General features: G+C 63.6%; 21 protein-coding genes. 6 read left to right on the top strand and 15 right to left on the bottom strand.

The features are described from left to right. Positions 1 to 215 precede the first annotated feature (215 nt). From tkt to pgl, 6 genes are read left to right on the top strand one after another with little or no spacing between them, the layout of a single operon-like run. Positions 216 to 2330, top strand: a complete 2115-nt coding sequence (gene tkt, locus ACIPY3_RS08120) for a transketolase (protein ID WP_400332622.1) — start codon at positions 216 to 218, stop codon at positions 2328 to 2330. A 33-nt stretch (positions 2331 to 2363) separates the two neighbouring features. Next, entirely contained in the window at positions 2364 to 3482 is a 1119-nt protein-coding gene (gene tal, locus ACIPY3_RS08115; RefSeq protein ID WP_400332318.1) for a transaldolase, read from the top strand. 6 nt (positions 3483 to 3488) lie between these two features. After that, the gene (locus ACIPY3_RS08110; protein WP_400332315.1) at positions 3489 to 5120 is read left to right on the top strand and encodes a glucose-6-phosphate isomerase; all 1632 of its coding nucleotides are present in this window, start codon (positions 3489 to 3491) and stop codon (positions 5118 to 5120) included. Positions 5121 to 5135: 15 nt separating this feature from the next. Then, on the top strand, positions 5136 to 6692 hold the full coding sequence (gene zwf / locus ACIPY3_RS08105; protein ID WP_400332312.1) for a glucose-6-phosphate dehydrogenase: 1557 nt from the start codon (positions 5136 to 5138) through the stop codon (positions 6690 to 6692). Next, complete coding sequence (locus tag ACIPY3_RS08100) at positions 6689 to 7630, top strand: glucose-6-phosphate dehydrogenase assembly protein OpcA (protein WP_397321782.1); 942 nt, start codon at positions 6689 to 6691, stop codon at positions 7628 to 7630. The genes zwf and ACIPY3_RS08100 overlap by 4 nt, the downstream gene beginning before the upstream one ends. Then, positions 7620 to 8438, top strand: a complete 819-nt coding sequence (pgl, locus tag ACIPY3_RS08095; protein ID WP_400332309.1) for a 6-phosphogluconolactonase — start codon at positions 7620 to 7622, stop codon at positions 8436 to 8438. Before ACIPY3_RS08100 ends, pgl begins: the two co-directional genes overlap by 11 nt. Here the strand turns inward: pgl and ACIPY3_RS08090 are convergent. The 15 genes from ACIPY3_RS08090 to ACIPY3_RS08020 form a co-directional block, all read right to left on the bottom strand. After that, positions 8391 to 8786, bottom strand: a complete 396-nt coding sequence (locus ACIPY3_RS08090) for an RNA polymerase-binding protein RbpA (protein WP_400269412.1) — start codon at positions 8784 to 8786, stop codon at positions 8391 to 8393. The genes pgl and ACIPY3_RS08090 overlap by 48 nt on opposite strands. 144 nt (positions 8787 to 8930) lie before the next feature. Next, on the bottom strand, positions 8931 to 9188 hold the full coding sequence (secG, locus tag ACIPY3_RS08085) for a preprotein translocase subunit SecG (RefSeq protein ID WP_017198454.1): 258 nt from the start codon (positions 9186 to 9188) through the stop codon (positions 8931 to 8933). 36 nt (positions 9189 to 9224) lie between these two features. Continuing rightward, positions 9225 to 10040, bottom strand: coding sequence for a triose-phosphate isomerase (tpiA, locus tag ACIPY3_RS08080; protein WP_400332306.1), 816 nt, complete (start codon positions 10038 to 10040; stop codon positions 9225 to 9227). A 75-nt stretch (positions 10041 to 10115) separates the two neighbouring features. Then, on the bottom strand, positions 10116 to 11342 hold the full coding sequence (locus ACIPY3_RS08075; protein ID WP_400332303.1) for a phosphoglycerate kinase: 1227 nt from the start codon (positions 11340 to 11342) through the stop codon (positions 10116 to 10118). A 9-nt stretch (positions 11343 to 11351) separates the two neighbouring features. Continuing rightward, the gene (gene gap, locus ACIPY3_RS08070) at positions 11352 to 12362 is read right to left on the bottom strand and encodes a type I glyceraldehyde-3-phosphate dehydrogenase (protein ID WP_400269409.1); all 1011 of its coding nucleotides are present in this window, start codon (positions 12360 to 12362) and stop codon (positions 11352 to 11354) included. 270 nt (positions 12363 to 12632) lie between these two features. Next, positions 12633 to 13256 carry a superoxide dismutase gene (locus ACIPY3_RS08065; RefSeq protein WP_400332301.1) on the bottom strand — a complete coding sequence of 208 codons (624 nt, stop codon included), beginning with the start codon at positions 13254 to 13256 and terminating at the stop codon, positions 12633 to 12635. A 177-nt stretch (positions 13257 to 13433) separates the two neighbouring features. After that, a complete protein-coding gene (whiA, locus tag ACIPY3_RS08060) occupies positions 13434 to 14414 on the bottom strand; it encodes a DNA-binding protein WhiA (RefSeq protein WP_018777554.1) in 981 nt (326 codons plus the stop codon). A gap of 13 nt (positions 14415 to 14427) precedes the next feature. After that, entirely contained in the window at positions 14428 to 15444 is a 1017-nt protein-coding gene (gene yvcK, locus ACIPY3_RS08055) for a uridine diphosphate-N-acetylglucosamine-binding protein YvcK (protein ID WP_400332298.1), read from the bottom strand. After that, positions 15444 to 16367: an RNase adapter RapZ gene (gene rapZ / locus ACIPY3_RS08050; protein WP_400332295.1), complete on the bottom strand. Its 924-nt coding sequence runs from the start codon at positions 16365 to 16367 to the stop codon at positions 15444 to 15446. Before rapZ ends, yvcK begins: the two co-directional genes overlap by 1 nt. A 111-nt stretch (positions 16368 to 16478) precedes the next feature. Continuing rightward, positions 16479 to 18491: an excinuclease ABC subunit UvrC gene (gene uvrC, locus ACIPY3_RS08045; RefSeq protein WP_400332293.1), complete on the bottom strand. Its 2013-nt coding sequence runs from the start codon at positions 18489 to 18491 to the stop codon at positions 16479 to 16481. Positions 18492 to 18543: 52 nt separating this feature from the next. Then, positions 18544 to 19212 carry a lysophospholipid acyltransferase family protein gene (locus ACIPY3_RS08040; RefSeq protein WP_400332291.1) on the bottom strand — a complete coding sequence of 223 codons (669 nt, stop codon included), beginning with the start codon at positions 19210 to 19212 and terminating at the stop codon, positions 18544 to 18546. Next, positions 19199 to 19915, bottom strand: a complete 717-nt coding sequence (locus tag ACIPY3_RS08035; protein WP_400332288.1) for an HAD hydrolase-like protein — start codon at positions 19913 to 19915, stop codon at positions 19199 to 19201. The genes ACIPY3_RS08040 and ACIPY3_RS08035 overlap by 14 nt, the downstream gene beginning before the upstream one ends. An 80-nt stretch (positions 19916 to 19995) precedes the next feature. Beyond that, positions 19996 to 22923, bottom strand: coding sequence for an excinuclease ABC subunit UvrA (uvrA, locus tag ACIPY3_RS08030; protein ID WP_400332286.1), 2928 nt, complete (start codon positions 22921 to 22923; stop codon positions 19996 to 19998). A 65-nt stretch (positions 22924 to 22988) separates the two neighbouring features. Beyond that, complete coding sequence (locus ACIPY3_RS08025; protein ID WP_397321770.1) at positions 22989 to 23369, bottom strand: GntR family transcriptional regulator; 381 nt, start codon at positions 23367 to 23369, stop codon at positions 22989 to 22991. Between the two features lie 136 nt (positions 23370 to 23505). After that, positions 23506 to 24285 carry a trans-aconitate 2-methyltransferase gene (locus ACIPY3_RS08020; protein WP_400332283.1) on the bottom strand — a complete coding sequence of 260 codons (780 nt, stop codon included), beginning with the start codon at positions 24283 to 24285 and terminating at the stop codon, positions 23506 to 23508. Positions 24286 to 24309 lie beyond the last annotated feature (24 nt).

The following is a 24309-nucleotide window of genomic DNA, read 5'->3' as shown; positions in this document are numbered from 1 at the left end:
CCACGTTTAGGGCTAAGCTGTGAAACAGATCAGCACACGTCGACTTTCCGGGAAACCGTATTCTCGGATTCTCCGTGCGACTGGATGAGAGATCAACGTTTCAATGGTGAACGGCTGGTAGACACATTGCAGCGGGCGCCATCCTGAGCTTCCTGCGCGCCGTGTTTCCAAAACCTGCCGTCAGCACAGAGAGGGGCTCGGTTTTCGTGCCACATTTGGAAGAGCAAGTACTGTCCTGGACCGATCTGGACCAGAAGGCTGTTGACACTGTTCGGGTGTTGGCTGCTGATGCTGTGGAGAAGGTCGGCAACGGCCACCCTGGTACGGCCATGAGCTTGGCTCCGGCGGCGTACCTGCTGTTCCAGAAGCTGATGCGCCACGACCCGAAGAACCCTGAGTGGATTGGCCGGGACCGTTTCATCCTCTCCCCGGGCCACACGTCCCTGACCCTTTACATCCAGCTCTTCCTTTCCGGTTACGGCCTGGAACTGAAGGACCTCGAGGCACTGCGTACCTGGGGTTCGCTGACTCCGGGCCACCCGGAGTACAAGCACACCGCCGGTGTGGAAATCACCACGGGCCCGCTGGGCCAGGGCCTTGCCTCTTCGGTCGGTTTCGCGTACTCCCAGCGCCGCCAGCGCGGCCTGTTCGACGCCGATGCTCTCGCCGGCGAATCGCCGTTCGACCACACCATCTGGGTTATCGCTTCCGACGGCGACCTGCAGGAAGGCGTCACCTCCGAGGCTTCCTCGCTGGCCGGCCACCAGGAACTGGGCAACCTCGTTGTTGTCTACGATGAGAACCACATTTCCATCGAAGACGACACCGACATCGCGTTCACCGAAGATGTCCTGAAGCGTTACGAGGCCTACGGCTGGCACACCCAGCGCGTGGACTGGACCAAGACCGGCGAGTACGTCGAAGACGTCCAGGAACTGTACTCGGCGTTGCTGGCTGCGAAGGCTGAAACGTCCAAGCCGTCCATCATTTCGCTGCGCACGATCATCGGTTACCCGGCTCCGAAGAAGCAGAACACCGGTAAGATCCACGGCTCCGCCCTGGGTGCCGAAGAAGTTGCCGCGCTGAAGTCGGTCCTCGGTTTCGACCCCGCCAAGTCCTTCGAGGTGGACCAGGAGGTCCTGGCCCACGCCCGCAAGGTTGTGGAGCGCGGTTCCGAAGAGCGCGCCGCGTGGCAGAGCAAGTTCGAGGCATGGCAGGCGTCCAACCCGGACGGCGCCGCGTTGCTCGAGCGCATCGAAGCCAAGAAGCTGCCCGTGGGCATCGACGCCGCCCTCCCGGTCTTCGAGGCCGGCAAGGACGTTTCCACCCGTGCCGCGTCGGGCAAGGTCCTGAACGCGATCGGCCCGGTCCTTCCGGAACTCTGGGGCGGTTCGGCCGACCTGGCCGAGTCCAACAACACCACCATCGAAGGTTCGCCGTCGTTCATCCCGGCCTCGCGTTCCACGGAAGCCTGGAAGGGCAACCCGTACGGCCGTGTGCTGCACTTCGGTATCCGCGAGCACGCCGCTGCCTCGATCGTGAACGGCATCTCCCTGGCTGGCCGGACCCGTGCGTTCTCCGGCACGTTCCTGATCTTCAGTGACTACCAGCGCCCGGCCATCCGCCTCGGCGCACTGATGGGTGTTCCCTCCCTGTATGTCTGGACGCACGACTCGATCGGCCTGGGCGAAGACGGTCCGACGCACCAGCCTGTGGAGCAGCTCGCTACCCTGCGCGCCATCCCCGGCCTGGACGTTGTCCGCCCCGGTGACGCCAACGAGGTTTCCGCCGCATGGAAGGCCATGCTGGAGAACCACGAGAACCCGGCCGGTATTGTCCTGACCCGCCAGAACATCCCCACCTACGCCCGTGGCGAAGGTGCAGCAAACGGTGACACCTTTGCGTCCACCGCGGGTGTTGCCAAGGGCGGCTACGTCCTGGCCGAGGCTTCCAAGGACGGCGAAACAGCTGACGCGCAGGTCATCCTGATCGGCACCGGCTCCGAGGTCCAGCTCGCCGTCCAGGCCCGTGAAGCACTCCAGGCCGAGGGCATCGCCACCCGCGTTGTCTCCATGCCTTGCGTCGAGTGGTTCAAGAAGCAGGACGAGGCCTACCGCGAATCCGTCCTTCCCGGCTATGTCAAGGCACGTGTTTCCGTCGAAGCAGGCCTCGCGCTCGGCTGGCAGGAATTCGTCGGCGACGCCGGCCGCTCCATCAGCCTCGAGCACTTCGGCGCTTCCGCCGACTACAAGCGCCTGTTCAACGAATTCGGCATCACCGCCGAAGCTGTTGCAGCCGCTGCCAAAGACTCCCTCGCAGACCTTTCTTAGTAATCGTCTGAAATCCCATCAAGGAGAAAACCAATGACCAGCACTCCCACGCAGCAGCTGTCTGACGCCGGCGTTTCCATCTGGCTCGACGACCTCTCCCGCAACCGCCTGGAAACGGGCACGCTGCAGAAGCTCATTGACGAGAAGAACGTGGTTGGCGTGACTACCAACCCGTCGATCTTCCACGCCGCCATCACCTCCGGAACGGACTACGACGCAACCATTGCAGCCAAGGCCGCAGAGGGTGCCAGCGTCGAAGAAACCATTTTCGAGATCACCACCACTGACGTGGCGGACGCTTGCGACCTGTTCGCCCCGCTCGCAGCGGCCACCAACGGTGTTGATGGCCGTGTATCCATCGAGGTCGACCCGCGCCTCGCCTGGGACACCGCAGGCACCATCGCCGAGGCCAAGCACCTCTACGCCAAGGTCAACAAGGACAACGTCCACATCAAGATTCCGGCAACCCTGGAAGGCCTCGAAGCCATCACGGCCACGCTGGCTGAGGGCATCAGCGTCAACGTGACCCTGATCTTCTCGCTGGAGCGGTACCGTGCAGTCATCAACGCTTTCCAGTCCGGCCTTGAGCAGGCCAAGGAGAACGGCCACGATCTGTCCACGATCCACTCGGTCGCCTCGTTCTTCGTTTCCCGCGTGGACACCGAGATCGACAAGCGCCTTGACGGCATCGGCACCGACGAGGCCAAGGCCCTCAAGGGCAAGGCAGGCGTCGCCAACGCACGCCTTGCCTACCAGGTCTACGAAGAGCTGTTCTCCACGGAACGCTGGAACGTGCTTGCAGAAGCGGGCGCACTCCCCCAGCGTCCGCTGTGGGCTTCCACCGGCGTCAAGGACCCGGCCTACCCGGACACGCTCTACGTGACCGAACTGGTTGCCGCCGGCGTAGTGAACACCATGCCGGAGAAGACCCTGGATGCCACCTTCGACCACGGTGTGGTCACCGGCGACACCATCAGCGGCACGTACGAAGACGCCAACGCCGTCCTCAACGCCCTTGAAAACCTCGGTGTCTCCTACAACGACGTCGTTGCGCTCCTCGAGTCCGAGGGACTCGAGAAGTTCGTGGCCAGCTGGAAGGAACTGCTGGCCGACGTCGAAGGCGCACTTGCTACCGCACGGAAGGCTTCCTAACCAACAATGAGCACAATCAGCTTTGACGCCAGCGGTGCCGCACAGCAGGCAATCGCCCAGCACATTGACAGCCTGGTCGAAGACAGGATCGCTACGCGGATCTTCGCCAAGGACCACACGCTGTGGGGTCCGGACGCGGAGTCGGAATCCGCTATCCGCCTTGGATGGGTTGAGGCTCCGGCCATTTCCCAGCCATTGGTCGGCCAGATCCTCGAGTTGCGTGACGCGCTCCGCGCCGAAGGCGTTTCCCATATTGTCCTGTGTGGCATGGGTGGATCGTCTTTGGCACCGGAAGTCATTGCCGGCACCGCTGGCGTCGAGCTGACTGTTCTCGACAGCACCGATCCTGAACAGGTCAGTGCTGCCCTCGCGGACCGGCTGGCTGAAACGGCGATCGTCGTTTCGTCCAAGTCCGGTTCCACTGTTGAGACGGATTCCCAGCGCCGGGTGTTCGAGAAGGCGTTCAACGACGCCGGGATCGACGCCAAGAGCCGGATCATCATCGTGACCGATCCGGGCTCGCCCCTGGACAAGGCGTCCCGCGAAGCCGGTTACCGTGCCGTGTTCAACGCAGACCCGAACGTCGGCGGCCGTTTCTCGGCCCTGACGGCCTTCGGCCTGGTCCCGTGCGGCTTGGCCGGCGTGGATATCCAGGCGTTCCTTGATGAGGCCGAAGAAGCCGGAGAGGTCCTCAACGAGGACTCCTCGGACAACATTGGCCTGTCCCTCGGTGTTGCCCTGGGCGGGACCAACCCGCTACGGAACAAGATCGTCATCGCAGAGGACGGATCCGGCATTGTTGGCTTCGCTGATTGGGCGGAACAGCTCATTGCCGAATCCACCGGCAAGCTCGGCACCGGTGTCCTGCCTGTTGTCGCTGGCCCGGACTCCCCCGAAGCCCTCGGCGGTGCAGACGACGTGCTGGTCATCCGCCTGGTCGGTGCGGATGACGACGTCGAACTTCGCGAGAACGAGGTGGCCATCGCCGGCGGCCTGGCCACGCAGATGTTCGTCTGGGAATTTGCTACCGCCGTCGCCGGTCGCCTCCTGGGCATCAACCCGTTCGACCAGCCCGACGTGGAAGCCGCCAAGGTTGCCGCTCGTGGCCTGCTCGATGCCCGTCCCGAACCGACGCCTGCTGCCTTCACCGACGGTGCCGTGGAAGTACGCGGCGGCGATTGGCTCGGCTCCTCGGCAACTGTTGCGGATGCTGTGCAGGCGCTTCTAGGCCAGCTCGGCACCGATGGTTACCTCAGCGTCCAGGCGTACCTGGACCGCATCAGCCATGCACCCCTGGAGGGCATCCGCGATGAACTCGCAGCTGCCAGCGGGCGTCCGGTGACATTCGGTTGGGGGCCCCGCTTCCTGCACTCCACCGGGCAGTTCCACAAGGGCGGCCCCGCCATCGGTGTCTTCCTGCAGGTCACTGCAGCGTCCTCCCTTGATCTTGAAATTCCTGAGCGGCCCTTCACCTTCGGTCAACTCATTGCGGCCCAGGCCTCGGGCGATGCCCAGGTCCTCGAAAGCCACGGCCGACCAGTTTTGCGCCTGCACCTCACCGAGCGTGCCGCAGGCGTAGCACAGCTCCAGGATGTCATCGCTGCGTTGGCCGGTCAGCCCAGCGCACTCGAAAGCTAAGGCACAAAACCTAAAATGCCAGATACTGAAAACTGCAGGAAGACTGCTGGTTTGCGGAATCCGTTGCGGGATCCGCGGGATCGTCGTTTGAGTCGTATTGCTGGGCCGTCGTCGTTGGTGTTCTTCGGGGTCACTGGTGATCTTGCCCGGAAGAAGTTGATGCCTGCGGTGTATGACCTGGCTAATCGTGGGTTGTTGCCGCCGAGTTTCGCGTTGGTGGGTTTCGGCCGGCGTGAGTGGGACAACGCCGATTTCGCCGCTGAGGTGAAAGAGAACGTCAAGGCGCACGCGCGGACGAAGTTCGATGAGGCCGTGTGGGAGCAGCTCGCGTCGGGGATCCGCTTTGTTCAGGGCGAGTTCGATGATGATGACGCGTTCGAGCGGCTCGGGGACGTGTTGGAGGAGTTGGATGAAACCCGCGGCACGCGCGGCAATCACGGCTTCTATCTCTCGATCCCGCCCAAGGCGTTTGAGCAGGTCTGCCGGCAGTTGTCCAAGCATGGGTTGGCGCAGGCCAAGACCGGGCAGTGGCGGCGGGTGGTGATCGAGAAGCCGTTCGGTCATGACCTGGACTCGGCCCGTGCGTTGAATGACATCGTGGAGTCGGTGTTCCCGCCGGATGCGGTGTTCCGGATTGACCATTATCTGGGCAAGGAAACGGTGCAGAACATCCTGGCGTTGCGGTTCGCGAACCAGTTGTTCGAGCCGTTGTGGAACGCGAACTACGTGGACCATGTGCAGATCACCATGGCCGAGGATATCGGTACCGGTGGCCGTGCCGGGTATTACGACGGTGTGGGTGCGGCCCGGGACGTGATCCAGAACCACCTGCTGCAGTTGCTGGCGTTGACGGCGATGGAAGAGCCGATCTCCTTCAACGCCGATGATTTGCGGGCGGAGAAGGAAAAGGTCCTCGCCGCGGTCAAACTCCCCGAGGATTTGTCCACGCATTCGGCGCGGGGGCAGTTCACCGGTGGCTGGCAGGGCGGGGAACAAGTCCAGGGGTACCTGGAGGAAGACGGCATCCCCGCCGATTCGAAGACGGAAACGTTCGCGGCGATCCGGGTGGACATCAACACCCGCCGGTGGGCCGGGGTGCCGTTCTACCTCCGCGCCGGGAAACGCCTGGGTCGGCGGGTCACGGAGATCGCGGTGGTGTTCAAACGCGCCCCGAACCTGCTCTTCCGTGACCACGGCGAGGATGACTTCGGGCAGAACGCGGTCGTGATCCGGGTCCAGCCCGATGAGGGCGCCACGATCCGGTTCGGGTCCAAGGTCCCGGGCACCCAGATGGAAGTCCGGGACGTGACCATGGACTTCGGCTACGGTCACTCCTTCACCGAATCTTCCCCGGAAGCCTACGAGCGGTTGATCCTGGACGTGCTCCTGGGCGAGCCGCCGCTGTTCCCCCGCCACCAGGAAGTGGAACTGTCCTGGAAGATCCTTGACCCGTTCGAGGACTACTGGGCGTCCCTGGATGAACAACCGCAACCCTACGCACCGGGCAGTTGGGGGCCGGCCGCCGCCGATGAGCTCCTGGCCCGTGACGGACGAACCTGGAGAAGGCCATGATTGTCGATCTGCCGGACACCACCACCTCGAAAATTTCCAAGAAAATCACCTCCCTGCGCGAGCAAGGCGGGGTGATCGCCCTGGGCCGGGTCCTGACCCTGGTCGTCGTGACCAAATCCGGGCAAGAAGAAGAAGCGATCGAAGCCGCGAACGAAGCCAGCCGGGAACACCCCTGCCGGATCATCGTCCTGGCCGACGCCGGCGCCGAAGCCCCGGACCGGCTCGACGCGCAAATCCGCGTCGGCGGTGACGCCGGCGCGTCCGAAGTGATCGTGCTGCGCGGCTACGGCCAAATGGCCCACGAAAGCGAATCCCTCGTCGCCGGACTCCTCCTCCCCGACGCACCCATCGTCGCCTGGTGGCCCCACGGCGCCCCCGCATCGGCCTGCGAAACCTCCATCGGAGCCATCGCCCACCGCCGCATCACCGACTCCGCCAACGAACCCGACCCCGCCCAAGCCCTCGACACCATCCGCCAAACCTACAAAGCCGGAGACACCGACCTCGCCTGGACCCGCCTCACCAACTGGCGCATCCAACTCGCCGCCGTGCTCGACCAGGTGGACAGTGATCCGGTGTCCGCCATTGCCGTCGAAGGTGCCTCAGACTCCCCCAGCACGCTTCTGCTTGCTGCATGGTTGACGTTGGCACTTGAAGCGCCGGTGACCATCGTGGCCGATCCTGCCGGTACGGGCATCCGCCGTGTGCGGCTGACCCGCGCCAGCGGGGATGTGCAACTGTTCCGTCCAGGACTGTCCGTCGCCGAACTGACCCAGCCAGGCCAGCCGGCGCAGCGCATCACCCTGCCGCGGCGCAGCCTCAAGGACTGCCTCGCCGAAGAACTCCGCCGGCTCGACCCCGACGAAGTCTTCGGAGAAGTGATTACGATGGGACTGCCACTTACCAGCCAGAGGAGAGTCCAGACCAGTGCACGCTGAGCCAAGAGTAAGCATCCACCCAGACTCCAAAGTGTTGATGGCCGCCATTGCGGCACGACTCATCACCAAGCTCGTGGACGTCCAGGACAAGCACGGCGAAGCCACGGTGGTCCTCACCGGCGGAACAGTGGGTATCGGTACCCTGCGGGCGGTCGCCGACTCGGCAGCCGCTCCCGCGGTGGACTGGTCGAGGGTGAACTTCTGGTGGGGCGACGAACGCTTCGTCTCCGCCGACAGCGGTGACCGGAACACACGGCAGGCCCGTGAGGCGCTTCTGGCGCACCTTCCGGTGGATCCCGAGCGCATCCACGAACCTGGCTCCTCGGATGACTTCGCAACGGCCGAGGAAGCTGCCGCGGACTATGCGGACCGTTTGAAGGCGGCCGCCGAAGCCGAACACGCGGCCGACATGTCTGATGACCGGCCCGAGGAACCGGGCACCTTGCCCCGCTTCGACGTCCTCCTGCTGGGCGTCGGCCCGGATGCCCACGTTGCTTCGTTGTTCCCGGAGCAGGCAGCCATCCGGGTCAAGGACCGTACTGTGGTGGGCGTTGAAAACTCACCCAAGCCGCCGCCGTCGCGGGTTTCCCTGACCTTGCCCGCCATCAACACCGCCCAGGAAATCTGGATGGTAGTAGCCGGAGAAGACAAGGCCGGTGCTGTCGGGCTTGCCTTGGCCGGCGCCAATCCCGTACAGGTGCCTGCAGCCGGCCCGGTGGGCCGCTCAAGGACCCTGTGGCTGATCGACGAGAACGCCGCCTCACGTGTCCCGCAGCAGCTGGTCCGGAAGGACCCCGCGGGCGCGTAGCCTCTCAAGCGCTCCGGCCAGGACAATTTCTGCGTCCTGGCTGGAGCGTCTTTCTTTAACGTAGTCCAAGTGCGACTTGAAGATTTCGTCGTCCGGGCGTGCTGCTGCTGGATGCAGCGGGTCACGGGACGCCGGTAGCCCACACTTAGGGCAGTCCCAGGTCTTGGGAATTTGCTCGTCCGGCAGCTTAAGAAAAACAAGCCGCGTTTCGTGTCCCTTGGCGCACCAATAGGGAACACGAATACGCGGCAATTGTTCTCCGTCACTGTGGTCGCTCTGATTTCTCGGTGCGGACCCTTGGGTTACTCCCACTCGGGTCCCCCGGTAACCGGGCGTGCCATGAACCATTTCGAACCCCTAGCGACTCGGTGGTCGGCCGTATGGCCCTTGGGCCTGACGGCCAACACCGACAGTCTAATGCCAGGTGCACGACGGCGGCACCAAACTTTGGTGCCGCCGTTCAGGATGGCGTGACGAACTTTCCGGAGAAGATCAGGAATCCCCGCCGGAGGTGAAACGCATGATGAGGCCGAGGCCGATGATGACCACTCCCCAGGTGATGCCAAGGATGATGGTGAACCTGTTGAGGTTCCGCTCTGCAACTCCGGACGAGCTCAAACCGGAGCTCATGCCACCACCGAACATATCGGACAAGCCGCCACCACGGCCCTTGTGCAGGAGAATGAGCAGCGTCAGCAGAAGGCTGGTAATGCCCAGCAGGATCTGCAGGATAACTTGAAGAACGTCCACGACGGCCTTTCGAAGAAGCGGAAAGCGGGAGCCGGACTAGTCCGTGACGAGGTGGCTCTCGAACCTGACAATGTTAGCAAACTCCGCCGGGTCAAGGCTGGCGCCACCCACCAGGAGACCGTCCACGTCCGGCTCAGCCAGGATCGCAGCGGCGTTGTTGGCCTTGACCGATCCGCCGTACAGCAGGCGGGTCTTGGCAGCGACATCGGCATCGAACAGTTCTGTCAGCTCGGCGCGGATGGCGGCACACATTTCCTGTGCGTCCTCAGGTCCGGCGACTTCGCCGGTTCCGATGGCCCATACGGGTTCGTAGGCAACCACCAGATCAGCTGCCTGCTCCGCGGTGAGGCCTTCAACGTCGGTCCGAAGCTGTGCAAGCGTGTGCTCCACGTGCGTGCCGGCCTGGCGGACCTCGAGTCCCTCGCCAACACAGAGGACGGGGGTGACCTCGTGCCGGTAAGCGGCCTTGACTTTGGCGTTCAGGACCTCGTCGGATTCATGGTGGATAGTCCGGCGCTCACTGTGCCCCACCAGGACATACGAGCAGCCCAGCTTGTTGAGGAACTGGCCCGAAATGTCGCCCGTGTAGGCACCCGAGTCGAACTGGGACAGGTCCTGGCCACCGTAAGCGACCTCGAGGTCGTCGCCCTGAACCAGCGTCTGCACGCCGCGGAGATCGGTGAAGGGCGGGAAGACCGCCACTTCAACACGCTTGTAGTCGTGCTTCGCGTCGTCAAGCGTCCACGCGAGCTTCTGCAGCAACGTGATGCCCTGGACGTGGTCCATGTTCATCTTCCAGTTGCCTGCGATAAAGGGTTTGCGGACAAAATTGCCGTTGGCAGAGGTAGTCACGTGAACTCCAAAGGGATGCGTTGAATATGGACGGCCGGCGGGACGCAAGCGCGTCCCGCCGGCCGGTTACTGTATTTAGCGGTCCAGGACGCTGAGTCCCGGAAGTTCCTTGCCTTCGAGGTACTCGAGGCTGGCACCGCCACCGGTTGAGATGTGGCCAAACTGCTCGTCGTCGAAACCCAGGGTTCGGACGGCGGCGGCGGAGTCACCACCACCGACGACGGTGAACGCCACGGTATCTGTCAGGGCCTGGGCAATGGCACGCGTGCCGGCCGAGAAGGCCTCGAACTCAAACACGCCCATGGGGCCATTCCAGAAGACGGTTTTTGCACCCTCGATCTGGGCAGCAAAAGCAGTTGCGGATTCAGGTCCGATGTCCAGGCCGATGCCGGCCGTTCCAAAGGAACTTTCCTCGATGGCATCCGCCTTGACGACCTCATGCTCGGCATCGGCCGCGAAACGGCTGGCCACCACGACGTCCGTGGGGATGACGAAGGAGGTTCCGGCGTCGGCTGCGCGTTTGAGGTAGTCCTGGACCACGGGGATCTGGTCTTCCTCAAGCAGGCTGCCTGCCACCTTGTGCCCTGCGGCAGCCAGGAACGTGAACAACATGCCGCCACCCACAAGGATGGTGTCGGCCTTGCCCAAAAGGTTGTCGATGACCGCAAGCTTGTCGGAAACCTTGGATCCACCGAGCACCACCACGTAGGGACGCTGCGTATCCGCGGTGAGCTTCCGGAGGACTTCGACTTCGGTGTGGACGAGGTCGCCCAGGTACGACGGCAGCCGGGTAGCGACGTCGTAAACGCTCGCGTGCTTGCGGTGGACAGCACCGAAGGCGTCATCCACGAACGCGCCGTTGTCTCCGGTCAGCGCTACCAGTTCGTCGGCAAAAGCGCCACGCTCGGCGTCGTCCTTGCTGGTTTCGCGGGCGTCGAAGCGGACGTTCTCCAGAACGAGCACTTCGCCGTCCTGGAGGCCGGCTGCAAGGGCCTTGGCGGACTCGCCAACGGTGTCCCCGGCCAGGGTGACCTTAAAGTCTGCCAGTTCCGCGAGGCGGGCTGCTGCGGGCTTCAAGGAGTACTTCTCCTCGGGAGTCCCCTTGGGTCGTCCGAGGTGGGCTGTTACGAGCACACGGGCACCGGCGTCCGAGAGCTTCTTGAGGACCGGAAGGGAGGCCTTGATGCGGCCGTCGTCGGTCACTGTAGAGCCGTCGAGCGGCACATTGAGGTCACTTCTGACCAAAATGTACCGCCCGCGGACACCTTCAGCGATGAGTTCGTTGAGGGTGTGAGATGTCATGTGTCTACCCTAGCCCAGCTTGGATGCGACGAGCTCCGTGAGGTCGACGAGGCGGTTGGAGTAGCCCCATTCGTTGTCATACCAGGAAACAACCTTGACCTGGTTGCCGATCACCTTGGTGAGGCCGGAGTCGAAGATGGAGGATGCCGGGTCACCAACGATGTCCGAAGAGACGATCGGGGCGTCCGTGTAGCTCAGGATTCCTGCCCACTGCTCGGACTCGGCGGCAGCCTTGATGGCAGCGTTGACCTCAGCGACAGTGACTTCGCGGGAAACAGTGACCGTGAGGTCCGTTGCCGAGCCGGTGGGGACGGGAACGCGGATGGCGTAACCATCCAGCTTGCCCTTGAGCTCGGGGAGGACCAGGCCGATTGCCTTGGCTGCACCCGTGGACGTGGGAACCATGTTGATGGCTGCTGCACGCGCGCGGCGGAGGTCGCCGTGGGGGCCGTCCTGGAGGTTCTGGTCGGCAGTGTAGGCGTGGACCGTGGTCATGAGGCCACGCTCGATGCCGAAGGCGTCGTTGACTACCTTGGCCAGCGGGCCGAGGCAGTTGGTGGTGCAGGACGCGTTGGAGATGATGTTGTGCGCAGCGGGGTCGTACTGGGAGTCGTTGACGCCCATGACGATGGTGATGTCTTCATCGCTGGCAGGAGCGGAGATCAGGACCTTCTTGGCACCGGCGTCGATGTGCTTCTGCGCCGCTGCGGCCTTGGTGAAGAACCCGGTGGACTCGATGACGATGTCCACGCCGAGGTCTGCCCACGGAAGGTTGGCGGGGTCGCGCTCTGCGAGGACCTTGATGGACTTGCCGTCCACGACGAGGTTGCCGTCCACAACTTCCACCGACTGGGTCAGGCGGCCACCGACGGAATCGTACTTCAGAAGGTGGGCGAGGGTCTCAGGGCTGGTGAGGTCGTTGACGGCTACGATCTCAAGGTCAGCGCCCTGGGCCAGCGCTGCGCGGAAGTAGTTGCGGCCGATGCGGCCGAAGCCGTTGATACCAATACGGGTGGTCACTGTTTGTCAATCTCCTTGGTGCTCTTGCAAGCACGCCTCGTGAGTTGGGTTTTTAGGTCCAACCAACAGACCCCGCACGTCATTGGGCAGAGGTGATTATCAGATCGGAGGGCGACCAGCCACGTTGCTGAAGGCTAACCGCCTTCCGTGACCCATCTTACGTTTAACTGAGCCTGCCCCCGCAACTGCGGGGGCAGGCATTTCAGCATTTGGCCCTAATTCACTGAAAAAGTGACTTTTGTTACACCAGTGTCAACCAGGGCTCACCAGCTACAGGACGATGAGGCCCGTGGCGTTGGCGCGGGCTGCTTCGAAGCGCTTGGCAACGTCGGCCCAGTTCACGATGTTCCAGAACGCCTTGACGTAGTCGGCCTTGACGTTTACGTAGTCCAGGTAGAAGGCGTGCTCCCACATGTCGAGCATGAGCAGCGGGGTGGTTCCCACGGCGACGTTGCCCTGCTGGTCGTAGAGCTGTTCGATGAGCAGGTTGCCGGCGATGGGCTCGTAGGCCAGGAACGCCCAGCCGGAGCCCTGCAGGCCAAGGGCAGCTGCGGTGAACTGTGCGCGGAAGGCATCGAACGAGCCGAAGGCGTCGTCGATGGCTGCTGCGAGTTCGCCTTCGGGCTTGTCGCCGCCGTCCGGGGAGATGTTGTTCCAGAAGACGGAGTGGTTGATGTGGCCACCGGTGTGGAACGCGAGGTCCTTGGAGAGGCGGTTGATGTTGGCGTAGTCGCCCTTGTCACGGGCTTCGGCCAACTGCGCCAGCGCATTGTTGGCGCCGGCAACGTAGGCAGCGTGGTGCTTGCTGTGGTGCAGCTCCATGATCTTTGCCGAAATGTGCGGCTCGAGTGCTGCGTAGTCGTAGCCGAGCTCGGGCAGAACGTACTCTGTCACGAAATCCTCCAATGTCATGGACCGAAGTCCGGTTTGGTAACTCTCGTTGTGTTCATCCGACCGGCTGGGCGGCCGGAAATCCTTGGCGAAGAAGCCTGCGATTGCCTCCAAAGGGGGTCAACCCGTGGGGGCTTCACAGTATTTCCTTCCGCGCACTTTTGATTCTAGGGGCGTGGACTACTCGTCCATCATTTCCGGAGTCACATTTGCTTCCGTACCCGGAATTCCCAAATCCAACGCGCGTTTGTCTGCCATGGCCAGCAAACGGCGGATACGCCCGGCAATGGCGTCCTTGGTCATGGGCGGATCTGCCAACCGGCCGAGTTCGTCCAGGCTGGCTTGTTTATGCGCAACGCGTAATTCCCCCGCATATTTGAGGTGGTCCGGCACGTCGTCGCCCAGGATCTCCAAGGCGCGGTCCACCCTGGCACCCGCAGCCACGGCGGCCTGGGCCGAGCGGCGCAGGTTGGCGTCGTCGAAATTCGCGAGCCGGTTGGCGGTTGCCCGTACTTCCTTGCGCATGCGCCGCTCTTCCCAGACCATCAGGGCATCATGCGCGCCCATCCTTGTCAGGAGGGCCGCGATGGTGTCGCCGTCCCGGATGACCACCCGGTCCACGCCGCGTACTTCGCGCGCCTTCGCCTGGATGCCCAAGCGCCGGGCGGCGCCGACCAAAGCCAGCGCCGACTCGGGGCCGGGACAAGTGACTTCGAGCGACGATGACCGGCCGGGTTCGGTGAGGGAACCGTGGGCAAGGAACGCGCCACGCCAGACGGCCTCGGCATCGGCCGCAGAACCGTTCACCACGACGGAGGGCAATCCCCTGACGGGCCTGCCGCGGCCGTCGAGCAAGCCGGTCTGCCGGGCCAGGGCCTCGCCGTCACGGACTACCCGGACCACATAACGGCTCCCCCGCCGGAGGCCGCCGCCGGACACGACAATGATTTCGCTCTGGTGGCCGTAGACCTCCGCAATGGCCGCCCGGAGCCGCCTGGCGGTGGATGCCAGGTCCACCTCTGCCTCGATGACGATCCGCCCGGAAATAATGTGCAAGCCCCCGGCGAAGCGAAGCATCGCTGAAACTTCGGCCTTGCGGACTGAGGACTTCTTGATGTCCAGCCGGGACAGTTCGTCCTTGACCGACGCGGTAAGTGCCATCGCGTATGTGTTCCTAACTGTTCCCGAAAATATCGTGGTATGCCGCTGCCAAGAGCAGGGGATCATGGACGGGGCGGCGCCTCGACGCCCCTACTCTACCCAACACGACTTCCGCGCCGATCATCCCCGCGGCCTTCTCGAAAGCCTTGAGGTCCGGGATTGCCGTGGGGTCGGCAAGGACCACGTCCACGCTGAACTCGGGGGCATAGCGGCGCAGGACGTCGAGGTGGTCCGCCGCGGTCATGCCCGACGTCTCCTTTGTCTCCATGTCCAGGTTCATGGTCAGGCAGCGCTTGGCTGTGGTTTCGCCCAGGGCCTGCCGCAGTTCCGGCAACAAAAGATGCGGAAGCACGGAGGTGTACCAGGAACCCGGCCCAAGGATCACCCAATCGGCAAGTTCGATGGCGGTCAGGGCCTCCGTGCAGGCTGGAGCATCTCCCGGGAGGAGTTGGACGTCCTCAAGCTTCCCGGCAACAGCGCATCTGGCCTGTCCGCTGACGGTCCGCAGTTCGTGTCCGCCTCCGGGCAAGTCCACCCGGGCCTGGCCTTCGATGGTCAGGGGAACGCTGGACATGGGAAGGACCTGGCCGCGGGCCCCCAAAAGGGCCCCCGCCCATTTGAGGCCGGCCACCGTGTCCCCCAGCAACTCCCAGAGCGTGACAATAAGGAGGTTGCCCATGGCATGGTTGTCCAGCGAGCCACCCTTCGCCGTGCCGGCGTCGAAGCGGTGCTGCATGACATCACGCCACGTCCTGCCCCAGTCCGTATCGTCACACAGGGCGCTCAGCGCCATTCGCAAATCACCGGGCGGGAGGACACCGTACTCGTCCCTGAGACGCCCGGAAGAACCGCCGTCGTCCGCTACCGTGACGATCGCCGTCAGTTCGGAGGTCAGCAGACGCAAGGCGGACAGGGACGCAGCCAATCCATGGCCTCCACCCAAGGCGACCACGGATGGACTCTTGTGCTGCTGGCTGCCGGGAACGCCCTTCGGCGGGATCAGGGGCAGCGGGCCGGTCAGGACGCCCATTACTCGCGGCCCAGGTCGCGGTGGGTGGTGGTGACGGTGACCCGCGGGTACTGCGCCAGCCTCTTGGAAAGCTCGACGGCGACAGCCACCGAACGGTGCTTTCCGCCCGTGCAGCCAACAGCCAATGTGGCGTAGTGCTTGTTCTCCTGGCGATAGCCGTCCAGGACGGGTTCCAGGGCGCTGACGTAGCGATCCACGAAGTCGTGCACGCCGTTGGCGGCCAGGACGTAGTCGCTGACGTCCTGGTCCAGGCCGGTATGGGGGCGCAACTGCGGGACCCAGTGCGGATTGGGAATGAAGCGGGCATCAGCCACGAAGTTCGCGTCCACGGGTAGTCCGTACTTGAAGCCGAAGCTCATGACGTTGAGCCGCAACGTCACGGGCCCGGTGTCGCTGAACAGTTCCGTAATGGCGGTAGCGAGGCCGTGGACGTTGTAATCGGTGGTGTCCAGGACGACGTCCGCATGCTCGCGGAGTTCCCGGAGGACCTCGCGTTCAATGCCGATGCCGTCGAGGATGCGTCCCCCGCCCTGCAGGGGGTGCGGCCTGCGGCCCTGTTCGAAGCGGCGCACCAGGACGTCGTCGCTGGCGTCGAGGAACAGAACGCGGAAAGTAATGCCCGTGGCACTCAGGGCGCCCAGCGCCGTCTGGATGTCCGTGAAGAGGTCCTTGCTGCGGACATCCACGACGACGGCCAGCTTGGGAATCGATTTAGGGGCATGGGACACAATCTCTGCCAATGTACCCAGCATCTGGGGCGGCAGGTTGTCCACCACGTACCACCCGTGGTCCTCGAGGGCATCGGACGCCGTGCTGCGGCCAGCACCGGACATGCCGGTGACCACCAGCAGTTCCGCCTCCGGTGGCTTGACGGGCGTCATGCCGTCCTGCTCCGTGCCGGATCCTGCCGTTGACTCGTCCATCAGTCGTCCCCGTTTCCTCGGAAGTCGTATGTGGCCCATGGTGCTGCCGGAGGGAAGCACCATGGACCGGTGGCGTCGCGAAGGCGGCCACCGGTCAAGTTCTTACCCTAGCTAAGATTCAAGGATTTCGCCGGTGGTCATGTTGATGGCAGGGCCCGTCCCACCTGCGTTTTCTCCCGAGCCGAGATGCTGGACCACGGCCGCTGCGAGGGCAGGCCCGATCCCCTTGGCCATGGTGAGTTCCCCGACACTGGCCGCTTTGATCTTCTTCAGCGAACCGAAATGGGCAATCAGTGCCTTGCGCTTCGCTTCGCCCAGTCCCGGGACGCCGTCGAGGGCCGAAACCGTCATGGCCTTCCCACGTTTTTGCCGGTGGAACGTGATGGCAAAACGGTGGGCTTCGTCGCGGATTCGCTGCAGGAGGTACAGCCCCTGGGACGTCCGGGGAAGGATCACCGGGAAGTCGCTGTCCGGGAGCCACACTTCTTCGAGGCGCTTGGCCAGGCCCACGACGTAGACGTCGTCGATCCCCAGTTCCGCCAGGGCACGGGCTGCCGCGTTGACCTGCGGCTGGCCGCCATCCACCACCACCAGGTTGGGCGGATAGGCGAACTTCGCCTTGGGCGCCGGCAGCGTGGGATCCGACGGCGGCTGCTCCGTTCCGGCTGTTGCCGCAACTTGCGTCGGATTGACGATTTCGCCTGAAACCGGGACCTGCGCCGCTTTGTCGTTCAGGTAGTGCCTGAACCGGCGGGTCAGGACGTCGTGCATGGCGGCGGTATCGTCCGCTGCCGCCGGTCCTGTAATGGAGAACTTCCGGTAGTCGGACTTCTTGGGCAGCCCATCCTCCACCACCACCATGGAGGCCACGACGTTGGTGCCCTGCACGTGCGAGATATCGAAGCACTCGATGCGGAGCAGCGGCACCGGCAATTCCAGGGCTTCCTGCAGTTCCTGGAGGGCCAGGGACCGCACCGTGATGTCTCCCGCCCGCCGCGTCTTGTGGAGCTTCAGCGCCTGCTCGGCGTTCTCCCTGACCGTGGACATGAGCGCGGCCTTGTCCCCGCGCTGCGGAACCCGGATGTCCACCTTGGCTCCGCGCAATCCCCCGAGCCATTCGGCAAGCTCGGCATGGTTGCTTGGATTCTCCGGGACCAGGACCTCGCGGGGAATGCGGCCCTGCACCTCGCTGTCCTCGCCGTAGACCTGTTGGAGCAGGTGTTCGATGAGCTCCGGCGTGGTGGCATCTTCCACTTTCTCCACCACCCAGCCGCGCTGGCCCCGGACACGGCCACCACGCACATGGAAGACCTGCACGGACGCTTCCAGCTCGTCGTCGTGCAGGGCGAAAACATCTGCATCCGTATCCTCGGCCAGGACGACAGCGTTCCGTTCGAACACCTTGCGCAGCGCGATGATGTCATCCCGGAGACCAGCCGCCCGCTCGTAGTCGAGTTCCGCGACGGCCGCGGCCATGTCTTTCTCCAGCCTGCTGATGAAACGCTTGGCCTCGCCGCCCATGAACGAGCAGAAATCCTCCGCCAGGGCACGGTGTTCATCCGGGGTCACCCGGCCCACGCAGGGAGCGGAGCATTTGTCGATGTAGCCCAGCAGGCAGGGCCGCCCGCTGGCTTCGGCACGCTTGAAGACACCCGCGCTGCAGCTGCGCACGGGAAAGACGCGAAGGAGGGTGTCCATGGTTTCACGGATGGCCCCGGCGGTGTAGGGACCAAAGTAGCGCGTTCCCTTGCGGCGCTCGCCCCGCATCACCTGGACACGCGGATACTTCTCCCCCATGGTGACGGCCAGGTAGGGATAGGTCTTGTCGTCCCGGAAGACCACGTTGAAGCGCGGCTTGAACTCCTTGATCCAGGTGTACTCCAGCTGGAGGGACTCCAGCTCGCTGCCCACCACGGTCCACTCGACGCTGCTCGCGGCATGCACCATGGCATGCGTCTTGGGTAGCAGGCCCGCCGGATTGGCGAAATAGGAGTTGAGCCTGGAGCGAAGGTTCTTTGCCTTGCCTACGTAGATCACACGGCCGTGCGGGTCGCGGAACCGGTAGACGCCCGGGGTGGTGGGAATTTCGCCCGTTTGGGGGCGGTAACTTGCTGGATGTGCCACGGTTCAAGTCTAGTGAACGGCACTGACACCAAATGCCAATCGTGCTGTGCGGCTACTCCACAACCTTGCTCTGGTTGTAGCTGGTGGAGCGTTCCTGGCCACTGAGTTCAGCAATGGCGTCCATGATCCGATCCGTCACTTCACGCCGTGCAGGCAAAGAGTGGTCGGGGCCGGTCTTGTCGAAATACAGCGGCTCGCCGACCTTCATGGTGAAGTGCTGGGGCCGGACGGCGTTCTTGTCCGCCGGTTGCAGCTTTTCCGTCCCGATCAAGCCGACGGGAATGACCGGCGCACCAGTGGTCAGGGCAAGCCAGCCAACGCCTGTCCTGCCGCGGTAGAGGATGCCGTCCCGGGACCGGGTACCTTCCGGATAGATGCCGATGCCCTTGCCCGCTTCAAGGATGTCCAGCAGTGTCTTGAGTGCCTGCACGCTCGCAGCCTGCTCGCCCCGCTCCACGGGAATGGAACCCACGGCTTCGAAAAAGGACTTCATCACTGCACCCTTGACGCCTTTGGTGGTGAAGTACTCAGCCTTGGCGAAGAACGCCACGGGTCGCGGCATGAGTGCCTGGACAATGACACTGTCGAGGAAAGAAAGGTGGTTGGGCGCAACAATGAACGGGCCTTCCTTGGGCACGTTCTCGAGGCCGATCACCGTGGGGCGGCACGTGGTGGAAATCAAACCACGCGTGGTCCACCGGATCGCATCAAAGACTGCCATCGTTATGTACCTCGCTCAGGGCTGCCGCACGGACAGCATCAAGTTCTTCGATTTTGCTCCGCAGCCCGGCTGTGTCCTCCACAACCGCTACTGCACCGGCTTCTTCCAGCTCACCCTCGGGCGCGAACCCCCAGCGCACGCCAATGCAATCAAGCCCATTGGCCATGGCACCGGCCACGTCCTGGTGCCGGTCCCCCACCATCACGGCAGGCTGGGAGTGGAGTTGCGCCAAGGCCGCTCCAACAATTTCCACCTTGCCTGGGGCGGTGTTCGCGCCCAGGGATTCGTCATCGGAGGCACCACAAATGGCCACAAAGAAATCTGAAATTCCGTGGTGCTCCAAGACCATCCGGGCAATGCCCTGCGGCTTCTGCGTTGCCACTGCTACTGCACGGCCCGATTCCGTGAAGAATTCAAGGAGATCAAAGATTCCCGGGTACAGCGTGCTTTGCGCAATGCCGGACTCCCTGTAGTGCCTGCGATACCGCTCGATGGTTTCATCGACCATTTCCGGCGGAACATTTGCCAAGTGGAGCAACGAATCGCTCAGCTTGGGCCCCACCATGGAATTCAGCACGGCCTGCTCCGGGACCGGGAGGCCCATTTCACGCAGTGCCGCGGAAATGCCCCCCGTGATACCGCCGGCTGGATCGACAAGGGTGCCGTCCAGATCGAATATTACGGGCACCTTTGTTTGAGTCACCGGGTTAGTTTCCCACACGTAGCGGCATGCCCGAAACTCGCATGCCGCTACCGGAATACTTCTTCCGTGGCGGGGAGTGGCTAACCCAGAATCTCGGCCAGGAACTTTGCCGTGTGGCTCTCCGTGGACTTTGCCACCTGTTCCGGGGTCCCCGAAGCCACGATCCGGCCGCCGCCGGAACCTCCGTTGGGTCCCAGATCCACAATCCAGTCAGCGGACTTGATGACATCCAGGTTGTGCTCGATGGTGATCACCGTATTGCCCTTGTCCACCAGGCCTTGGAGGACCATCAGGAGCTTTCGGATGTCCTCAAAGTGCAGGCCCGTCGTTGGTTCGTCCAACACGTAGATGCTGCGGCCGTTGGAGCGTTTCTGCAACTCCGCTGCCAGCTTCACGCGCTGCGCCTCGCCACCGGAAAGCGTTGTGGCCGGTTGGCCGAGGCGCACATACCCCAGGCCCACGTCCACCAGGGTATTCAGGTGACGTGCGATCGGCGTGAACGCAGCGAAGAACTCTGCTGCCTCTTCGATGGGCATGTTGAGGACGTCCGCGATGGTCTTGCCCTTGTAGTGGACCTCCAGGGTTTCCCGGTTGTAGCGCGCGCCGTGGCACACCTCGCATGGGACGTAGACGTCCGGCAGGAAGTTCATCTCGATCTTCAGCGTTCCATCGCCCGAGCAGGCCTCGCAGCGGCCGCCCTTCACGTTGAAGGAGAAACGACCCGGCAGGTACCCACGGACCTTGGCTTCGGTGGTCTCGGCGAACAGCTTCCGGATGTTGTCGAAAACGCCCGTGTACGTTGCCGGGTTGGAGCGCGGCGTCCGGCCAATCGGGCTCTGATCCACGTGCACCACCTTGTCCAGGTGTTCCAGCCCGTTGACGGTACGGTGACGACCCGCCACCTGCTTGGCGCCGTTGAGCTTGTTCGCCAGGACCTTGTACAGGATCTCGTTGACGAGCGTTGACTTGCCCGAACCGCTCACGCCGGTCACGGCGGTGAACAGGCCCAGCGGGAACGTGGCATCAACGTTGTTGAGGTTGTTCTCGCGTGCACCCACAACCTTCAGTTCACGCTTTTTGTCGTATTTTCGACGCTTGGCCGGGACATCGATCTTCCGGCGGCCGGAGAGATAGTCGCCGGTCAGGGACTCCTCGTTGGCAAGGAGTTCCTTGTACGTCCCGGAGTGGACCACCTGGCCACCGTGCTCACCGGCGCCGGGTCCAATGTCCACCACCCAGTCGGCCTCGTGGATGGTGTCTTCGTCATGTTCAACAACGATGAGCGTGTTGCCGAGATCCCGGAGGCGGGTCAGGGTTTCGATGAGGCGGCGGTTGTCCCGCTGGTGCAGGCCAATGGACGGCTCGTCCAGGACATACAGCACTCCCACCAAGCCGGAACCGATCTGCGTGGCCAGTCTGATGCGCTGGGCCTCGCCGCCGGACAGGGTCCCGGAGGGGCGCTCAAGGTTCAGGTATTCCAGCCCGACATCCAGGAGGAAGGTCAGGCGGGCCTGGATTTCCTTCAGCACCTGGTGGGCAATCTGGGCCTCACGGTCCGTCAGCGTCAAACTGCCGAGGAATGCAGCGCACTCCCGCATGGGCAAGGCCGCGACTTCAGCGATGGACTTGCCGTTGATGAGGACTGAAAGCGACGCCGGGTTAAGGCGCGCACCGTTGCACTCGGGGCAGGGAACCTGCCGCATGTACTCTTCGTAGCGGTCACGGGCCCAGTCCGAATCCGTTTCACCGTGCTTGCGGTGGACGTACTGGATGGCGCCTTCAAAACCGGTGCTGTACTTGCGCTCCCGGCCAAAGCGGTTGCGGTACTGCACAACAACCTTGTGGTCCTTGCCGTGCAGCACGGTGTTCCGGACATCCTTCGGCAAGCGCTCCCAGGAAGTATCCATGGAGAAGCCGAGTTCCAAGGCAAGGCCTTCGAGCAGGCGGTTCCAGTATTCCGTGGTTGCGGTGCCCAGGGACCATGGCGCAATGGCGCCCTCGGCCAGGGAAAGCTCCGGATTGGGGACGATCAGTTCCTCGTCCACCTCAAGCTTGGTGCCGATGCCGCTGCAGGCAGAGCAGGCGCCAAAGGGATTGTTGAAGGAGAACGAACGGGGTTCGATCTCGTCGATGGCCAGGGGGTGCTCGTTGGGGCAGGCGAGGTTTTCCGAGAAAGCCCGGATGCGGGCAGGGTCCGCGGCATCGAGGTCCACGAATTCCACCAGCACACGTCCTTCGGCCAGCCCGAGGGCGGTTTCCACGGAATCCGTCAGGCGCTGGCCGATGTCCTCCTTGACCACCAGGCGGTCCACCACCACTTCGATGGTGTGCTTGAACTGCTTGCCCAGCTTGGGAGCCTCGCTGAGCTGGACCAGTTCACCATCCACGCGTGCACGCGAGTAACCCTTGGCCGTGAGCTCCTTGAAGAGGTCCACGAACTCGCCCTTGCGGCCACGCACAACCGGCGCCAGCACCTGGAAACGGGTTCCCTTGTCCAGCTCAAGCAACTGGTCCACGATCTGCTGCGGGGTCTGGCGCGCAATCGGTTCCCCACACACAGGACAGTGCGGCCTGCCGACGCGCGCCCACAGCAGGCGCATGTAGTCGTAGATCTCCGTGATGGTGCCCACCGTGGAACGGGGATTCTTGCTGGTGGACTTTTGGTCGATGGAGACAGCCGGAGAAAGGCCCTCAATGAAATCGACGTCCGGCTTGTCCACTTGTCCCAGGAATTGCCGCGCATAGGCGGACAGGGACTCAACGTAGCGACGCTGCCCCTCGGCGAAGATGGTATCGAAAGCCAGGGACGACTTGCCTGAACCGGAAAGCCCGGTAAAGACGATCATGGCATCCCTGGGGAGGTCCAGGTCAACGTTGCGCAGGTTGTGTTCGCGGGCTCCCTTAACCACCAAACGGGACAGGTCCGGGCGCACGGGTTTGGCGTCGGGCGCGACCGAAACACGGTTCAGGGCATGGACGGCTGTATCTTCAGCTAAGGCTTTGGGCACCCCACAATGCTAGTCGAAAACGTCTTCGAATTTCCATGTGGTTCCTCACACCCTACCGATCGGTATCAGTCGGCGTCATATGCGGCTGCCAGAAGCTGTACCGCCTCGGCGAACGATGCCCCCTGCGCCTTGGCCGCCGCTGCATACTGGGCCGCTCCTTCCGCCAACGCACCCCACCGGTCATCGCGTGCGCACACCACGGTCCCATTGCGCCCCCTGGTGGCCACCACTCCGGCAGCCTCCAACTCCTTATAGGCGCGGGCAACCGTGTGCGGGGCTACATCCAGGACGCCGGCCAGGTTGCGGACGGGCGGAAGTTTGGCTCCTACGGCAAGGACCCCCGAGTCGGCGAGTTCAATGATCCGGAGCCTCAATTGTTCGAACAAGGCAACACCGCTGCTGGTGTTGGGGCGCCACGTCCCGGGGAAGTCAGTGGGGGAAATCATGCCGGACACCGACCGGATGACAACGCCGTGTCCGGCTCAACGAAGCTTCCTTGGTCCATGCCGAGAATTAGACCAGCGACGCACTGCCGGGACAAGGCACTGTTAGCTGTGAAATTCCGCGCGGCGTTGTACTGCCTCACGGGTTCCTGCGGGCTACGGCAAAGATCCGGCGGAACGGGAAGACGGTTCCGTGCACGGATTCCGGATAGGCGTCCCTAAGCAAGGCAGAGTATTGGCGTTCAAACTCTGCAGCTTCCCCGGGAGGCAAGGCCGCAAGGACCGGCCGCAGCCCGGTTCCCCTGACCCATTCAAGGACCGGGTCCTTGCCCGGCAGAAGCTGCTGGTAGGTGGTCTCCCACGCGTCAGCCGAGCAACCGGCGTCGAGCATGATTTTCAGGTAGTCCGCGGGGCTGCCCACGGCGCCGTCGTGGCGCAGCACGCCACCCAGGCGGGAAGACCAAGTGGACGACTCGGCGAGTTCCCGCATCAGCGCATGCGACGGTGAGGTGAAGTTGCCGGGAACCTGCAGGGCGAACCACGCGCCGGGTTTCAAGGCCCGAAGCCAGCCGCTGAGCATCTCCTGGTGTCCGGCGACCCACTGCAGGGCGGCGTTGGTCACCACGACGTCCGTGTCCGGTCCAGGCTGCCACGTTGCGATGTCGCCCTCGGCAAAGTCCAGCCGGGGCTCCCGCCCGCCCAGGGCCGACGCCTTGGACAGCATTTCCGTGGAGGAATCAATGCCCGTGACGCGCGCGTGCGGCCAGCGGTCGGCAAGGGTTGCGGTGAGGTTGCCGGGACCACAACCCAGGTCCACCACCTCGCGGGGGTCGACGGCCTGTATCCGCGCTACGAGGTCATGGAAGGGCCGGTCGCGATGGTTGCCGAACTCGACGTACTTGGACGGATCCCATTTCATTAAAGCCTCCTTGCCACGGGCACC

Source organism: Paenarthrobacter sp. NPDC089714 (genome assembly GCF_044748905.1).
Taxonomy (GTDB): Bacteria; Actinomycetota; Actinomycetes; order Actinomycetales; family Micrococcaceae; genus Arthrobacter.
This window is presented reverse-complemented; position numbering and strand designations above follow the sequence as displayed.

What these genes read in the sequence shown, in the direction of transcription:
- tal (WP_400332318.1), top strand. Translation starts at nt 2,364, where the DNA reads ATGACCAGCACTCCCACGCAGCAGCTGTCTGACGCCGGCGTTTCCATC.
- ACIPY3_RS08110 (WP_400332315.1), top strand. Translation starts at nt 3,489, where the DNA reads ATGAGCACAATCAGCTTTGACGCCAGCGGTGCCGCACAGCAGGCAATC.
- zwf (WP_400332312.1), top strand. Translation starts at nt 5,136, where the DNA reads ATGCCAGATACTGAAAACTGCAGGAAGACTGCTGGTTTGCGGAATCCG.
- ACIPY3_RS08100 (WP_397321782.1), top strand. Translation starts at nt 6,689, where the DNA reads ATGATTGTCGATCTGCCGGACACCACCACCTCGAAAATTTCCAAGAAA.
- ACIPY3_RS08090 (WP_400269412.1), bottom strand. Translation starts at nt 8,786, where the DNA reads ATGGTTCATGGCACGCCCGGTTACCGGGGGACCCGAGTGGGAGTAACC.
- ACIPY3_RS08075 (WP_400332303.1), bottom strand. Translation starts at nt 11,342, where the DNA reads ATGACATCTCACACCCTCAACGAACTCATCGCTGAAGGTGTCCGCGGG.
- whiA (WP_018777554.1), bottom strand. Translation starts at nt 14,414, where the DNA reads ATGGCACTTACCGCGTCGGTCAAGGACGAACTGTCCCGGCTGGACATC.
- yvcK (WP_400332298.1), bottom strand. Translation starts at nt 15,444, where the DNA reads ATGGGCGTCCTGACCGGCCCGCTGCCCCTGATCCCGCCGAAGGGCGTT.
- rapZ (WP_400332295.1), bottom strand. Translation starts at nt 16,367, where the DNA reads ATGGACGAGTCAACGGCAGGATCCGGCACGGAGCAGGACGGCATGACG.
- ACIPY3_RS08040 (WP_400332291.1), bottom strand. Translation starts at nt 19,212, where the DNA reads ATGGCAGTCTTTGATGCGATCCGGTGGACCACGCGTGGTTTGATTTCC.
- ACIPY3_RS08025 (WP_397321770.1), bottom strand. Translation starts at nt 23,369, where the DNA reads ATGATTTCCCCCACTGACTTCCCCGGGACGTGGCGCCCCAACACCAGC.
- ACIPY3_RS08020 (WP_400332283.1), bottom strand. Translation starts at nt 24,285, where the DNA reads ATGAAATGGGATCCGTCCAAGTACGTCGAGTTCGGCAACCATCGCGAC.